Here is a 14,257-nt window from a genome sequence, read left to right as displayed (position 1 = left end):
AAAAACTTCTTTAAAAATTTACGAATAGCTTGGGTAAGTTTTTGCTTAAAAGATAAATATAGGAAAACAAAAAAATCTACTTTATCTTCTCTTAAACTTATAAACATCCCTTAACTTGACGCGTATGATTCATAATAATATAGCTCCATTCAGTTATTATTATCCGCTATTTTAGTATATATGGCAGCATGCGTCAATACAATCGATTATTTAGCGATAGTGTTTTAAAATATAAGAATAGTTGCACTAATAAGAAAAAGTGGTAAAATATCATATCGAACAAATTAAATATTATGAATAATTATGCCGCAAATTTATTTTAACGGTCCGGAAGGACGGATTGAAGGCAGATATGCAAAAGCTACCGCACCTAATGCCCCTATTGCATTAATTCTTCATCCTCATCCTTTATATGAGGGTAATATGAATAATAAAGTAGTTTATAATGCCTATAAAATTTTAGCAGATAACGGTTATACCGTCTTACGTATTAATTTTAGAGGAGTAGGGGGATCGCAAGGTAAATTTGATAATGGAGTCGGTGAAGTTGTTGATGCTGGGGCAGCCATCGACTGGTTACAGCAGAATAACCCAAATGCTAAGTCCAACCTGATATTAGGCTTTTCTTTCGGAGCGTGGATAGCTATGCAGCTTGTAATGAGACGTCCGGAAATAAATCACTTTATTGCTATTTCGCCGCCGGTTAATACAATTCATAAATATGATTTCTCATTCCTTTCACCTTGTCCTATTCCAGGGTTTATATTACAGGGAGATAATGATAGTATAGTATCGGCAGATGATGTAAAAGACCTAGCAAATAGATTATCTAAGCAACAATCCCATATTAAAGTTGATTATAAAATTATCAATGGGGCGGACCATTTCTTTCGTTATAAAACTGAAGAATTTTCTAAAGCAATAAATGATTATTTAATAACGATCCAATCTAATTATCATCACTATAATAACAATGTAAATAAAGCAATTAGTAAGAGCCAAAAGAAACTATTTTTATATTAGGTTTTATCTTATCCGTCATTACGAGTAGGCGTTGCCCACGTTGATCAATTTCACCTTGGTCATCCCGTGGCTTGGCCACGGGGTGACGCCCAGCAGGTTTTTCGAGCCATGCAACAATGCCGTAGTGAAGTGCTTCGTTGCATGGCTCGTTTTATGTCATTCCCACGAAAGCGGGAATCTAAGACTATTTTTTTCTGGATTCCTGCTTTCGCAGGAATGACATGATACAACAACACCTATAATTCTAAATAAGCTTCTATTGCCAAAATTAATATTTCATCTTTTGTAGCATCTAACTCCCTAGTTAATTCTTCGTAAATTTGCCTATCTGATAGAGAAGTAAAGTTTTTAAATAGCTGCACTAATTTTAAAGAGGGGATAATACGAAAAGCATCTTTTAATATTTTGGTCTTTTTATTAACATTAAGCTTATCATTTAAATTAAAGTAACATTCTAGTAATTCATCGTTATAAAAATTTAAATCTATAGCTGTTTCTAAATAATCTATAGCATTAGCCGTATTATTACTTTCTACTTCTTGCTTTGCTGCTAATAAATAATACTCAGCAATTTCCGGCATAGAATCATGTTTATGAAATTTTGCGAGCTTGTTTGTTATAAAAATAAATTTTGTCCATAGAGAAAGTCTAGCATAACAACGCATTAAAGTAATTAAATTGTCACTATCAAGTTCATTAAAATTATAAGCCTTTGTTGCGTAATTTTCTGCTTTCTCATACAAAGATTTATCATAATAAAGTTTTGCTAGGTTTTTGCTACCGTAAAAAACAAATTCTTTAGATGTAATAAGTTTTTGAAAATAGGAAATTTTTCTATCTATATCCTCTTCAGTTACGGCTAAGATTAAATTATGGGATTCTTGAGAATCTTTTAAATCTTCAGAAGATAAATTGTTGCGAGCAATTGAAGCAGATTTAGCTTTATTATTCATAATATACTCGGCAAAAGCTAAAATTAAAGCATATCTCTCATGATTAATTTTTCGTTTATTAAAAATATTATGTATTGTAGACGGTAAAGCGATAATTAATATTAAAAACCTAATTACAATAAAACAAGAAATTAGTAATAAAAGCCATAAAATAAGACTAAAGAACAAGGTAGTCTCAATATTATAATCATATAAACTAATAAAAACTTTGGAATCAAAGCTCTCTATTAAAGTAAACCCTAAATAAAGCAGTAAAAAAGTAGCACATATTAATAATAACCTAAACATCTTTATTTACACACTCCTGCATAAATTTTTCTGAATAAAGAAAATTGATTAGATAGTTTAATTTCTCTAAAATTAGAATTTTATCTTGTTCTTTTATCATCATAGCAGAAGGTTTTTTCTCAATTTTGATAAATTTCTCCAGCCACTTATGGTTGGTAGGAAAAACTACTTCCGTACTACTTGATTTAGCAAAAAGATACTTATTATTATATGCTTCTAAGTTATTTAAAATATTTCTTATATCTTGAGGCAGTAGGCGGGATTTTACTATTCTTAACTCCTTACTATAGTCTTTATCCTGCATGAAATTATATACTAACAGATTTATATTTAATAAGTAATTAATATAATCCACTGAACATGATTTAATAGGAGCTTCTAAATTATGATCCCGTAGCTTGACCGAGGAACCCGGTTCCGGTGCTTCAGGAAACTTTAAAGAACTTACGTAATTTAAAAGCGACTTAGTAGATAATAGATGGGCTGCTTCCTTTTCTTCTAAGGTAGTATTTTCTTTATTTTTTACTGCTTGATCAGGAATTTGGCTTAAATCTTTATTTTCACTTTTAAACAATTTGAAAATATCGGCTCTATTATGATAAAAAGTAAAAGAAGATAAGACAAATATTACTATTGCTATACAAAAGATGTTTTTGCTTTTAAATAAACTATCGAATTTTTGCATTTTCAGATAATAACTTGATTATATAATTAGGGTTATGGTCATCACAATAAACCACATTTTTTATAAAAGGTCTAACTATATTTGCTACTTTCAAACTTATGGCTACAACTAGGCTATCTTGTAAGTATTCTAGTAAATTATTTTGAAGTAATAATCTTATAAAAGTCTTAGCACTATTCTGAGAATAAAGTAATATAAAATCAATATTTTTTTCTAACTTTTTTATAATAGATATGGGCAGCTCATTCAAATATTCTACATTATAAATGATATGTCTAGCTATTTTATTAGGTAAATCTTTAGTAATTTCATTTGAAGATAAATATATAGTCTGCTCATATAAATCAGGAGGAAAATGCTTAATCAAATCTTCCACGTTTTTAGCAGTATAAATTACTTTCTTGCCTAATAATCGTTTTGACTTACTACCTACTACCCAAATATCTTGTTTTAAGTTATAACCGACTAAGATATTTGCTGAGTATTTACTAGTAATTATTATATTTGAGTAATTATCTAAAATATAATAATTAAAATCTAGAATTTCATATTTAATTAAAGGACAATGAATATAACGTAAATCTAAATTATATTTACTTATTTCTTTTATAGTTTCATTATTTTCTTCAATATTTCTAGTTAATAAAACCGATTTCATACAATATTTGTACTCCAATATAAAAAGCAACTGCCCAAATAATAATAGCAGCGATCTTATTAATTATAGTTAAAATCGTACTACTTTTATTTAGCTTTCTGATATTAAAGATATAAATATACAAGTTAAGGTAAACATAATTTTTGCAATACCGTTATACTTTAAAGCACTAGTACCTATTACTATAATCGTATCCATAATTGCATGCGGATTTAATATTGACACCGATATAGCATATAAAATTTGTTTTTTAGCTGAAAAAGCCCCAGAATTCATTGTAAGCGGCTGATTCCAAGTATTATATCCCATATAAATTAAGAAAATAAATCCAACAATAAATATAGATAATTTTAACCAAGAAATTTCAAGAATTAACAAAGATATCCCCAGAACTGCCATACATATATAAGGATAATATCACATATTGAGGCTGCAATTATGCTAGGTGAAGCCTTACTACACTTTGGCTATTTTGCTCCTTGATTAAATATAAAACAAGAGCTAAAACAATACCATGTAAAAAAGCACTTAATATATCATTCATTATTGTAATTTAGTTTTTATCTTTAATAATATTAATAAAGATGGGATAGTAATAATTGTAGTAAATAAAAAGAAATTTTGCCAACCGAAATTTACTACCATATAGCCTGAAATTATAGGAAAAATTGAGCGTGAAATTCCCATCATCGATGAAAGACAAGAATATTGAGTAGCTCGAAATTTACCTTGGCATAGCGAAGAAATAAAAACTATATAAGCAGTCATCGTCATACCACCGGTAATACTTTCTATTCCTATCGTGATAAATAATAACAAAGAATTTTTACCGTTTATTTCAAGAAAAATAAATAAAATATGTCCTACAGCATGAATAATCCCAAATAAAAATATACTATTTAATATATTTTTATGTTTCATAATAAAGCCGCCGAGTAGTCCGCCGATTATAGCTCCTACAACACCCCAAAACTTTCCAACACTTGCTATTTCAAAAGCATCATACTCAAGATGAAGCAAAAACGGATTAATCATAACATTGATTAAGTTATCCGGTAATCTATATAATACTAGGAAAATTAATATAAGAATAATGAAGTATGCGCGGCTGATGTCATTCCCGCGGAAGCGGGAATCCAGAAAGACCTTTAAGAAATTAGAATAATAACGTTTTATAAAAAATTCATTCTTATTTTCGTTGTTTTCTGGATTCCCGCTTCCGCAGGAATGACATATTGTTTCTTCAACGAGACCAAAAGAATTAGTATATCTAGCAGCTACAATCAATAAAATTAAATAAATACATACTAAGCCGGTAAAGATTTTATATATTTCATTAAATGTAAAATAAATAGATAAATAAATAGCTCCGGAACCGGCTAAAAGCATACCGACCCGATAACCGAATATATATATTCCTGAAGTAAACCCAAGCGATTCTTTAGGTACTATTTCCGTTCTTAAAGCACTTAATATAGTATCTTGGGCAGCACTAAAACAAGAAATAATTAAAGCCATAAAGGTAAATAATACTAGATTAGTACGAGGATCTAGAAAGCTGAAAATATATATAAGAAATATTAACGCAGTACTAGTTAAGCAAATCCAAGATAATCTATGACCAAATATTTTGTTTAAATATTTAATTTGCACTGCATCAAAAATCGGTGCTAACAAGAAATTAATAGAGTAGGGAAGCGTTATGAATGATAATATACCGATTGTTTGCAGTGCTATATCTTCTTTAGCAAGCCAATAATTTAAAGTATTACTGGTAATCATTAGATTAAAACCGCTAATAAGTCCAAACAACCAAATAATACATGAACGAGAGTTATTTGACATGAATTTTATATATACCTGTAGCTATACAAAAATGTGATTATTCTGTTTATTTGCAGCATGTAATGTAATTATGTTATTTTAATTTCTCAATTTCTTCTTTTTTTTTAAACCTGCAAAGTTTATAATCTTATTTATAGGCTCTTTTATAGATAGCATCTTTTTAGCTATAATAATTTTCTCTTTATTTTTCTACCTTCTTCAATACTTTCGTGTTTCCAGCTATGAGCTAAGCTATTCATAAGTTTTCCTCCTACTTCAGGGTTTAAATGCGATTTAAGCATTTTTTCTATTTCTATTTTATCATTGTCCTTAATCTTATTCAAGGTGTAGGACAAAATAGCTCTATATAATCTATACCAATATTCATTTTAATAAATTCAGGTAAAAGATCAGCTACTTCTTGCCATCTCTTTAATAAATCTCGTGCGTAAATATGTTTAAAAACAAACTGCAAGATGCCGGACCAAACTTTTGCTTTTAATTTTTTATCAAATCACCATCATTGTGAGGAGTTGCACTAGCAACGACGTGGCAATCTCATATTGTTCTTTTTGTTATTAATTGTTAAAATCTGTACATTAATTTTTTATAAATATATAATGTCTCGTACGAATTTAATATTATCCTTTTGTATTTTTCTAATGATAATAGTTATTGCTACTTTTTTCATAAGTAATTACAGAATGCATAAAAATACAAGTTGTATTATGGATATTAGGACTTATAGTTATAAAAAGTTCTATAGTACCATACGTGAAGATCAATTAAATTTTGATCTAGCACTTGAACAATTAGAAGATAGTGAATCTTTAAACTCAAGAGATAAAGCAAGATTAGAAAAAATTTGCTCTTTTCAAGTAGAAGACGGAATGATGCGTTTAGAGGTAGCAAAGGGTTATGATTGCTTACTACGTCTTTATCTAGACAACAATGCTACTTTAGTCCAGCAATATAAAGCGATTAAAAACGGTAGTTACGGTTTAGATACTTTCTATACTAAAAAAGCTGCGGTTAATTTAGCTAAACTCATTATTTTAGGTCACGAAGGGGAAGTAAAAGAAATATTAGAAATAAAAAATGATGATGATTTCCTAAAATATTATAGCGGTTATACAGTCGATGAGATTCCTTTTTTAAATAGTTTAATCTCTCTTAATATACCGGAACTTACTGCTAGATGTTTATATAGGCTTAGCTTAATTCATTTACTAGGCAGGTCATCTTTTAATGAAAAAACTATACAAACTGATTATAAGCTTGCCATAGAAGCAATACAAAATGTAATTAAGTTAACTGGTATAAGGCAAAATAACATACTCGATATAGCATTAACTATTAATGATCAATTTGCTATTCATGCCGGTGCAGTAATAGCCTCTAGTTTACTGAATAGCGATTTAGATAGTTTCTATAGATTTCATGTTGTTATGGATTCTAATGACCCTATTAGTCAAGAATCAATGGAAAAATTAGCTTCCATGAAATATCTCAGAGATTATTCTATAGACTTTACTACTTTTCCTGAAAATATATTAAATCAAGTTTTAACTGATAAGAAAATAAAATTTTCGGATAATTGGCCTAGTTTAGTAATATATAGGTTATATTTTGATCAAATCTTTCCTCATCTAGACTCTATATTATATCTTGATGCGGATATTGTAGTGTTGCATGATTTGAATGCTCTTAAAAAAATAGATATGAGTAATTATATTGCCGCAGGTAGCATAGATACAGGTATTACATATTGTAATCATAAATTGATAAAAGAATGTAAAGGGAATATGGCTCATTCTTACAAAAATAGCGGGGTAGTATTTTTAAACTTAAAAAATATGCGAGAAAAACAAACTGAATCTATGATATTAGAAACTATAAAAAAATCAGAATGTGACTTTTTGTTTCCTGATCAAGATGTGTTCAATATAGCTTTTCATGATTACATTTATCCTTTGTCAATGAGATGGAACTTTTTGACATATTTTGAGAATCAAAGCCCTTATTTTTCTTACTTCATTTTACACTATGCAGGACCTAAGCCATGGACTACCGATAAGCATGAACTATGGAAGACAAATCAGGACAAATTAGATAAAATGACAAAATACTACTGGCGATATAGAGACATAACACCTTGGAGTAGTATAAATTAATTATTTGAATTGACTTTAGCACTTAAGATATTTAAAATTTAACTTTAATATGTAAGGTTACAATAAAAATGTCACCGCATAAAGTTTTCTTTGAAAAAGTTAAAGAAATAATTTGGCCTATAGAAAGGCAAGAATTAAAGCTATTTATACCTATGGCTTTAATGATGTTATGTATCCTTTTTAATTTTGGGGCTTTAAGATCTATCAAAGATAGTTTAGTAGTACCTTCTATGGGGGCTGAAATTATTAGTTTCTTAAAATTATGGTTAGTATTACCCTCCTGCGTAATTTTTACCGTACTTTATGTTAAGCTTAGTAATAAATTAAATTTTGAATATATTTTCTACATTATAGTCGGCAGTTTTTTACTATTTTTCTTATTATTTGCCTATATTATTTATCCCAATCAAGATATTTATCATCCTAACGATGAAATGATAAATCATTTAATGGCTTCATACCCTAATTTTAAATGGTTCATTAAAATAGGTAATAAATGGAGTTATGCATTGATGTATATTTTCTCGGAATTATGGAGTGCAGTAGTCATAAACTTAATGTTTTGGCAGTTTGCCAATCACATTTTTGATACTTCTAAAGCTAAAAGATTCTATCCAGTTCTTGGCATGGTCGGCAATATCGGTCTTATAATAGCAGGCAGCGTACTTGTCTTGTTCTCAAGTGGGCAGGATGTCATTGATTCAGAATTATTACCAGATTTTTTTAATGCATCTGCCGGAAATGCTATAATGCTTCAGCCACTCATGTCAATTATTGTTACTGCAGGAATAATGGCTATGCTTCTATTTAGAATAATAAATAGATTTATTTTAACGGATTCCATAAATGTTTTAGATACAAAAAAAGTTACGGCTAAAACGAAAACAAAACTTTCGGTAATTGAAAGTATCAAATTAGTAATTCACTCAAAAGATATAGGTCGTATTGCTTTACTAATAATTTGTTATGGATTATTAATAAATATAGTCGAAGGACCTTGGAAAGCAAAAATAAAAGAATTATACCCAAACACTATAGACTATGTTAACTTTATGGGCAGGTTTAATATTTGGATGGGGATATCATGCGTTACCTTCATGATAATAGGCAGCAATATTCTTAGAAGACTCGGTTGGCTCATTTCTGCATTATTAACCCCTATTATGTTGTCTATTACCGGCTTGATGTTTTTTATTTTTATAATTTTTATTGAAGAAATAGGAGCATGTTTCGGTGATTTTAATCTTCTATATGCAGCGATTATTGTTGGAGCAATTCAGAACATACTTAGTAAATCGTCCAAATATTCATTATTCGATTCAACAAAAGAAATGGCGTATATCCCCTTATCCTTAGAGCTTAGAACTAAGGGAAAAGCTGCCGTAGAGGTAATAGGTACTAAATTCGGTAAATCGCTTGGAGCATTTATCCAGTCTTTGATATTTATTATTATTCCGACTGCTACCTTTGATTCTATTATAATATATTTATTGGTAATTTTTATAGTTATAATGAGTTTATGGATTTGGAACGTTATAAAATTGAATAAGGAATATATAGAGCTGTGTAAGTAGAAGATATATGTCATTCCTGCGAAAGGGTTTTGTTGCAGGGCAGCCATGTCATTCTCGCGTAGGTTTTTGATCCATGCAGGCAATGCCTAAAAAGGCTTTTGCAGGGATGACATATATATAAACATACCTAAAAAAATGAAAAAAATTCTTAAAATAATATTATTTATAACTATCTTTATTATACTCGCATATAGTGGTCTGTGGTTTACTATTATGTTCTCTTTATCACACTCCATAAATCAAAAATATGCCGATACTAACCTTAATATAGAAGAGGCTAATAATAATCCTAATCAGCAATATCTTATTAAATTTTCTAAAGTTCAGCCCTATGGTTTTCCTTTTAAATGGGGTATTTCAGTAGTTAATTGGCAAGAAGAGAGTATTAATAGAGCAATTGAATTTACTACACCGATAAATATTGGTTATGATTTACTTAAGCAGAAATTATTTATAAATTTTTCCGGAGAAGCATTAGGAAAATTTAAGCCGGTTCAAAGAGGTTTCGGAGTAAGATTCTATAATGAGAACTGTATATTGTCAACAAAAATACCGTTAAATTTTAAATTATTTGAAATAGTACGATCAAAAAAAGATTTATTTGAAATTATAAATTTAATAGAAAATATTGAGTTTACTTCCAGTAAAACAGACATTTTTGACTTAGTCGATAATCAAAAATTATATGAAGAAGATCATACTATGCTTACTATGTTATTTGACAAAAGTAAGTATTATACAAGTAAACAAGATTTCCTTGATAATATACCGCAAAAATTAGAAATTTATTATGAAACCGAAATAGTAAAAAGTAACCTTGAAGATAGAATAATACCTGCCGGCTTATTATTATATAGACCAGCTTGGAATAATAACTTCAAATTTTCCGGTAATTTCTTGATTAGTACTGGTAGTTTACATTTTAAAGATATTGCTAAAGATTTAACAATTGAAGTTACTAATGCAAAAATAAATAGTAATAACTTTGAAAATAATATTAATTTACTATATAAAGGTAAGTTAAACGATTTCGGCAATAATAATATTGATCTTTTGGTAGATTCGCAATTTAAGCTAAAACCTGGTTTTATAATAGGTTCTTTAGAATTTATAAAGAAATATTACGATAGGCAAACCTATCTGTTTAAACTTTCCGATAATAATCTATATAAAGATTTTAATAATGAACTAAGCTATATTTTAAATAATAGTAAACAATTTAATATTTTTGAAGATAGGCAATATAATTTCAATTTAAATATTAATTTAGTTACTGAATTAAATCAATTAACTAGAGCACAGATAAATGCTTTAAGTCTATATTCAAACGCATCAGGATTTAATATAACAAATGAAACTATAGTAAATGCTCTTAAAGATTCTTACAGTAAAGGTACGATAGTAATTAATGATTACTCTAAAATAATAGATGTTTTAAGTCTATATGTATATGGGGTAGGTGATTTTAAAAACTTATCCAACGAGAGCAAAGAAGTATACGGAGATGCTCTAAAATCATTTTTAAAAACCATTTCCGATCACCCGAATTCATCTAATTTAATTGACGCTAGCATTGAGTATGAGTTTGATTTATCCGATTTAAACAAAGCTAAAATAGGTACTATAGATAATATAAATAAACTTATACCTTTATATTATTTATCTTTATACCAAGCAGCAGTAAAAAAAGTGAAACCCGGAGAAAACGTAAAAGAAAAAATTATGGAGTTAATTCCGAGTGTTAATCAAAAAATATTAGAGGAATGTATGTTGCCTGAGATTGTTACCCCGTGACTTGATCACAGGGTCTATTAGTACTTTCTGGATACCGCGGTCAAGCCGCAGTATGACACTAACAGGACTCTAGCAATGAAAAAAAATACCATGAATATTATAGTAAAAATACAGCAAGATTTAAAAGATGAAGTAACTAAGTTAAACGATTTAATCATTAGCTGTTTAAAAAGTGATGAAGAGTTAATAGAAAAGGTCGGTAAATCTTTACTAGAGGCGGGCGGTAAAAGAATTCGTCCGCTTTTAACTATAATAACCGCTAAAATATTTGATTATAAAGGCGATAATCATATAAAGCTCGCAAGTGCCGTTGAATTCATTCACACCGCTACATTGCTTCATGATGATGTGGTAGACGACAGCACTTTAAGAAGATTCAAACCTACGGCTAACGTTATTTGGGGAAGTAAAACAAGTATTTTAGTCGGTGATTTCCTATTTAGTCAGTCTTTTAAGTTAATGGTAGCTTCCGGCTCTATTAAAGCTATGAATGTTCTAGCTAAAGCTTCAGCAATTATTTCCGAAGGGGAGGTAATACAGCTAGTTAAGCTCAATGAGCGACGTATTATAACTATAGAAGAGTATCGCCAAATAGTTAAGTCTAAAACTGCTGAGTTATTTGGTGCTTCTTGTGAAGTTGGAGCTATTATAGCAGAGCAGGTAGACCATATTTCTAAAGATATGCGGGACTTTGGGAAATTACTCGGAACGATATTTCAGGTTATAGATGATCTACTTGATTATTTGGGTAATGATAAACAGGTAGGCAAAAATATCGGCGATGATTTCTTAGAAGGAAAAGTTACGTTACCACTGATTTTTTTATATAATAAGCTAGAGCAAGATAAGCATCTTTGGCTTGAAAATATAATTAAATGCGATAAGCGTACTAATGATGAGTTTATGCAAATACGTGACTTAATGGTAAAGCATAAAATCTACAATGAAACAATTAATTATTTGAGTAACTTAGAAAATGAAATAAATAAATTATTAAATAAAATTCCGGTTCAGAATATCTATAAAGATTATTTGTTTTCGATTATTAGATTTATTTTAGACCGTTCTTATTAATCGTATTAATCGTTGTTATTTCGCAATCTAATGACAACATTAACAATGACAACATTTGCATTCGTAGCTCAGCTGGATAGAGCATTGCCCTCCGAAGGCAAAGGTCGTTGGTTCAAATCCAATCGAATGCACCATAAATATATCATTTATTTTCCATAATATAGATTATAGAACATTTAATAGATTATGCTCAGAGAAATATTGAAAATTGACGAATGGCTGGGACGGGAGGATTCGAACCTCCGAATGACGATACCAAAAACCGTTGCCTTACCACTTGGCGACGTCCCAATGTATAAATTAGAATGTATAGACTTTATACCAATAAATAGCGGGAGCGTCAATTACAATCATTATTGTAAAAATAAATTTATTTCATTGTTAAGCCAACCCCTCGCGTGCGGAGATAATAAATCATAAATTTTAGCTCTAATTTTGTTATAGTATTCCTTAATATAATTTATTTCATCAATATTAAGTAGTTTCGTATCAATCAATTTACTATCATAAGGTACTAGGCTTAAGGTTTCAAATTCAAGCCATCCGCTATTTTCTTTTACATACATTAAATTTTCTATTCTAATTCCGTATTTTCCAGAAATATAAAAACCAGGTTCGTTAGATAGAATCATACCTTTTTGAAGTACGGTTCTATTACGAAGATTTATGCTTTGGGGTCCTTCATGAACAGTCAAGAAGCTCCCTACTCCATGCCCTGTACCGTGTGGATAATCTAGCATTTCTTGCCATAAATATTGCCGAGCTAGTATATCAAGATTAGCTCCTACGATGATATGTTTTGGGAATTTGGCGTTAGCTAAAGCAATATGTCCTTTAAGTACTTGTGTATAACGCTTTTTCTGCTCATCAGTCGGTGTACCTATCATGATTGTCCTTGTTATATCGGTAGTAGCACCACTATATTGACCGCCGGAATCTATCAGTAATATCCCCTGCCCTATAATTTTTTTAGCATTTTCCAGAACAGCTCTATAATGAATAATGGCACTATTCTCCTGAAATCCGCAAATAGCAGGAAAACTATCTGAAACATAGCCCTCTTGTTTAGCTCGATACTCTGTAAGTTTTAAACCGAGGGAATACTCGTTCAATTCGTCATTCTCATTATCCCATATGTCATTCCCGCGAAAGCTGGAATCCATATTATGTTTTTCTGGATCCCCGTTTTCACGGATATGACATTGAGAAAAATCAGCAAAAAACTCACATAAAGCTACTGCATCTTTAATATGAAAATCGATTGCATGCTTAATTTCTACATCGTTCTTACAAGCTTTAAGCGTTAAGCATGGATCGGTAATTTTTTGTACTTTTTTATCAGCTATTAAGTCCATTATATGAACAGAGGCTATAGTATCATCAATAAAAATATTGTCATGACCCTTTAAAATATTTTCAAATTCTTCTTCCGGTAAAATTGTTATTTCAGGACGTGCATTAATAATTGCGGCATCAATTCTTACGAGATCAATAAATAGATATAATTTTGTAGACGTAACGATTACTTTTGCAAACATTAAAGGTGTATAAGCAACGTCACTAGCCCGCAAATTTAGTAACCAACATATGGAGGAGCTGTCGAGAATGATTAGAGCATATTGTTCATTATAATTACTGGATCCCGAAGTCAAGCCGCGGGATGACAATAAGGTTTTACGACATTTATTTATTTTATCATTATGACTAACACCCGCAAATTTAATATCATGTAAATAAACTTTAGAGTTTGGCTCTGATGGCTGATTATGCCAAATTTTATCAACTAAATTTCCGTTAATCTTCTGAAAATTGAGCTTTAAATTTGATATAGCTGGACAAGTAAATAATTGAGGATCATATCCTATTTTGGTATCTTGATTTAAGGTTGTGGATATATCTTTTAAGTCAAAAATCTTAAAAAGCTCTAAATCCAGCTCTTTATGTGCTTGCTCTAAATAACGCCCGTCGGTAAAGAATAATGCTATATCTTTACAGATAATAACTATACCGTTTGAACCGGTAAAACCTGTTATATATTCAAGCCTTTTGGCATACTCAGGTACATATTCGCTCATATATTTATCGTTAGACGTAATTATATAACTGTCTATATCATATTCTGTGAATAAGCTTCTAAGTAGATTAATGCGGGTTTTTGTCATATTCACTACCTGTCATACCGCGACTTAATCGCGGTATCTAAAAAAATA

The 14,257-nt window shown here is 29.8% G+C and carries 11 protein-coding genes, 2 tRNA genes and 3 pseudogenes; 6 read left to right on the top strand and 10 right to left on the bottom strand.

Features of this window, described 5'->3' with window-relative positions; translation table 11 throughout:
• Positions 1-303 precede the first annotated feature (303 nt).
• Positions 304-1,023: an alpha/beta hydrolase gene (locus ACKTSD_RS03930; protein ID WP_412708094.1), complete on the top strand. Its 720-nt coding sequence runs from the start codon at positions 304-306 to the stop codon at positions 1,021-1,023.
• Between the two features lie 236 nt (positions 1,024-1,259).
• Here the strand turns inward: ACKTSD_RS03930 and ACKTSD_RS03925 are convergent, their stop codons facing one another.
• From ACKTSD_RS03925 to ACKTSD_RS03890, 8 genes and pseudogenes are all read right to left on the bottom strand, one after another.
• Positions 1,260-2,264: a tetratricopeptide repeat protein gene (locus ACKTSD_RS03925; RefSeq protein WP_412708093.1), complete on the bottom strand. Its 1,005-nt coding sequence runs from the start codon at positions 2,262-2,264 to the stop codon at positions 1,260-1,262.
• A pseudogene (locus ACKTSD_RS03920) lies at positions 2,257-2,622 on the bottom strand (hypothetical protein); the annotation flags it as partial. The pseudogene ACKTSD_RS03920 and the gene ACKTSD_RS03925, both read right to left, overlap by 8 nt.
• Positions 2,623-2,685: 63 nt before the next feature.
• A pseudogene (locus ACKTSD_RS03915) lies at positions 2,686-2,949 on the bottom strand (hypothetical protein); the annotation flags it as partial.
• Positions 2,933-3,607, bottom strand: a complete 675-nt coding sequence (locus tag ACKTSD_RS03910) for a uroporphyrinogen-III synthase (RefSeq protein ID WP_412708092.1) — start codon at positions 3,605-3,607, stop codon at positions 2,933-2,935. The gene ACKTSD_RS03910 and the pseudogene ACKTSD_RS03915, both read right to left, overlap by 17 nt.
• Positions 3,585-4,154 (bottom strand): annotated as a pseudogene (locus ACKTSD_RS03905) (LysE/ArgO family amino acid transporter). The gene ACKTSD_RS03910 and the pseudogene ACKTSD_RS03905 overlap by 23 nt, the downstream one beginning before the upstream one ends.
• On the bottom strand, positions 4,151-5,452 hold the full coding sequence (locus ACKTSD_RS03900) for an AmpG family muropeptide MFS transporter (protein ID WP_412708091.1): 1,302 nt from the start codon (positions 5,450-5,452) through the stop codon (positions 4,151-4,153). The pseudogene ACKTSD_RS03905 and the gene ACKTSD_RS03900 overlap by 4 nt, the downstream one beginning before the upstream one ends.
• A 164-nt stretch (positions 5,453-5,616) precedes the next feature.
• Positions 5,617-5,775 carry a hypothetical protein gene (locus ACKTSD_RS03895; RefSeq protein ID WP_412708090.1) on the bottom strand — a complete coding sequence of 53 codons (159 nt, stop codon included), beginning with the start codon at positions 5,773-5,775 and terminating at the stop codon, positions 5,617-5,619.
• The gene (locus ACKTSD_RS03890) at positions 5,772-5,906 is read right to left on the bottom strand and encodes a hypothetical protein (RefSeq protein WP_412708089.1); all 135 of its coding nucleotides are present in this window, start codon (positions 5,904-5,906) and stop codon (positions 5,772-5,774) included. The genes ACKTSD_RS03895 and ACKTSD_RS03890 overlap by 4 nt, the downstream gene beginning before the upstream one ends.
• A 229-nt stretch (positions 5,907-6,135) precedes the next feature.
• On the opposite strand from ACKTSD_RS03890, the gene ACKTSD_RS03885 reads away from it, so the two are divergent.
• The 5 genes from ACKTSD_RS03885 to ACKTSD_RS03865 all read left to right on the top strand — a co-directional run bounded on the left by ACKTSD_RS03885 (position 6,136) and on the right by ACKTSD_RS03865 (position 12,181).
• A complete protein-coding gene (locus ACKTSD_RS03885) occupies positions 6,136-7,605 on the top strand; it encodes a glycosyltransferase family 8 protein (RefSeq protein WP_412708088.1) in 1,470 nt (489 codons plus the stop codon).
• A gap of 68 nt (positions 7,606-7,673) precedes the next feature.
• Positions 7,674-9,179 (top strand): nucleotide exchange transporter Tlc3, encoded by a 1,506-nt coding sequence (gene tlc3 / locus ACKTSD_RS03880; protein WP_412708087.1) that lies wholly within the window; start codon positions 7,674-7,676, stop codon positions 9,177-9,179.
• Between the two features lie 135 nt (positions 9,180-9,314).
• The gene (locus ACKTSD_RS03875; RefSeq protein WP_412708086.1) at positions 9,315-10,973 is read left to right on the top strand and encodes a hypothetical protein; all 1,659 of its coding nucleotides are present in this window, start codon (positions 9,315-9,317) and stop codon (positions 10,971-10,973) included.
• A 90-nt stretch (positions 10,974-11,063) separates the two neighbouring features.
• Positions 11,064-12,047 (top strand): polyprenyl synthetase family protein, encoded by a 984-nt coding sequence (locus ACKTSD_RS03870; RefSeq protein ID WP_412708097.1) that lies wholly within the window; start codon positions 11,064-11,066, stop codon positions 12,045-12,047.
• 57 nt (positions 12,048-12,104) lie between these two features.
• Positions 12,105-12,181, top strand: a tRNA-Arg gene (locus tag ACKTSD_RS03865).
• 82 nt (positions 12,182-12,263) lie between these two features.
• Here the strand turns inward: ACKTSD_RS03865 and ACKTSD_RS03860 are convergent.
• Positions 12,264-12,338 (bottom strand) — tRNA-Gln (locus ACKTSD_RS03860).
• Between the two features lie 62 nt (positions 12,339-12,400).
• Entirely contained in the window at positions 12,401-14,209 is a 1,809-nt protein-coding gene (locus ACKTSD_RS03855) for an aminopeptidase P family protein (protein ID WP_412708085.1), read from the bottom strand.
• Between the last annotated feature and the right edge of the window lie 48 nt (positions 14,210-14,257).

This window comes from Candidatus Rickettsia kedanie, from assembly GCF_045865205.1.
GTDB lineage: Bacteria > Pseudomonadota > Alphaproteobacteria > Rickettsiales > Rickettsiaceae > Rickettsia > Rickettsia australis.
The sequence above is the reverse complement of the archived record's forward strand: the minus strand, read 5'-3'. Positions and strand labels throughout refer to the sequence as shown.

Excerpts from the sequence above, each read along its gene's own strand:
- ACKTSD_RS03885 (WP_412708088.1), top strand. The coding sequence starts at position 6,136 with ATGCATAAAAATACAAGTTGTATTATGGATATTAGGACTTATAGTTAT.
- ACKTSD_RS03870 (WP_412708097.1), top strand. The coding sequence starts at position 11,064 with ATGAATATTATAGTAAAAATACAGCAAGATTTAAAAGATGAAGTAACT.
- ACKTSD_RS03925 (WP_412708093.1), bottom strand. The coding sequence starts at position 2,264 with ATGTTTAGGTTATTATTAATATGTGCTACTTTTTTACTGCTTTATTTA.
- tlc3 (WP_412708087.1), top strand. The coding sequence starts at position 7,674 with ATGTCACCGCATAAAGTTTTCTTTGAAAAAGTTAAAGAAATAATTTGG.
- ACKTSD_RS03900 (WP_412708091.1), bottom strand. The coding sequence starts at position 5,452 with ATGTCAAATAACTCTCGTTCATGTATTATTTGGTTGTTTGGACTTATT.
- ACKTSD_RS03875 (WP_412708086.1), top strand. The coding sequence starts at position 9,315 with ATGAAAAAAATTCTTAAAATAATATTATTTATAACTATCTTTATTATA.
- ACKTSD_RS03930 (WP_412708094.1), top strand. The coding sequence starts at position 304 with ATGCCGCAAATTTATTTTAACGGTCCGGAAGGACGGATTGAAGGCAGA.
- ACKTSD_RS03910 (WP_412708092.1), bottom strand. The coding sequence starts at position 3,607 with ATGAAATCGGTTTTATTAACTAGAAATATTGAAGAAAATAATGAAACT.
- ACKTSD_RS03855 (WP_412708085.1), bottom strand. The coding sequence starts at position 14,209 with ATGACAAAAACCCGCATTAATCTACTTAGAAGCTTATTCACAGAATAT.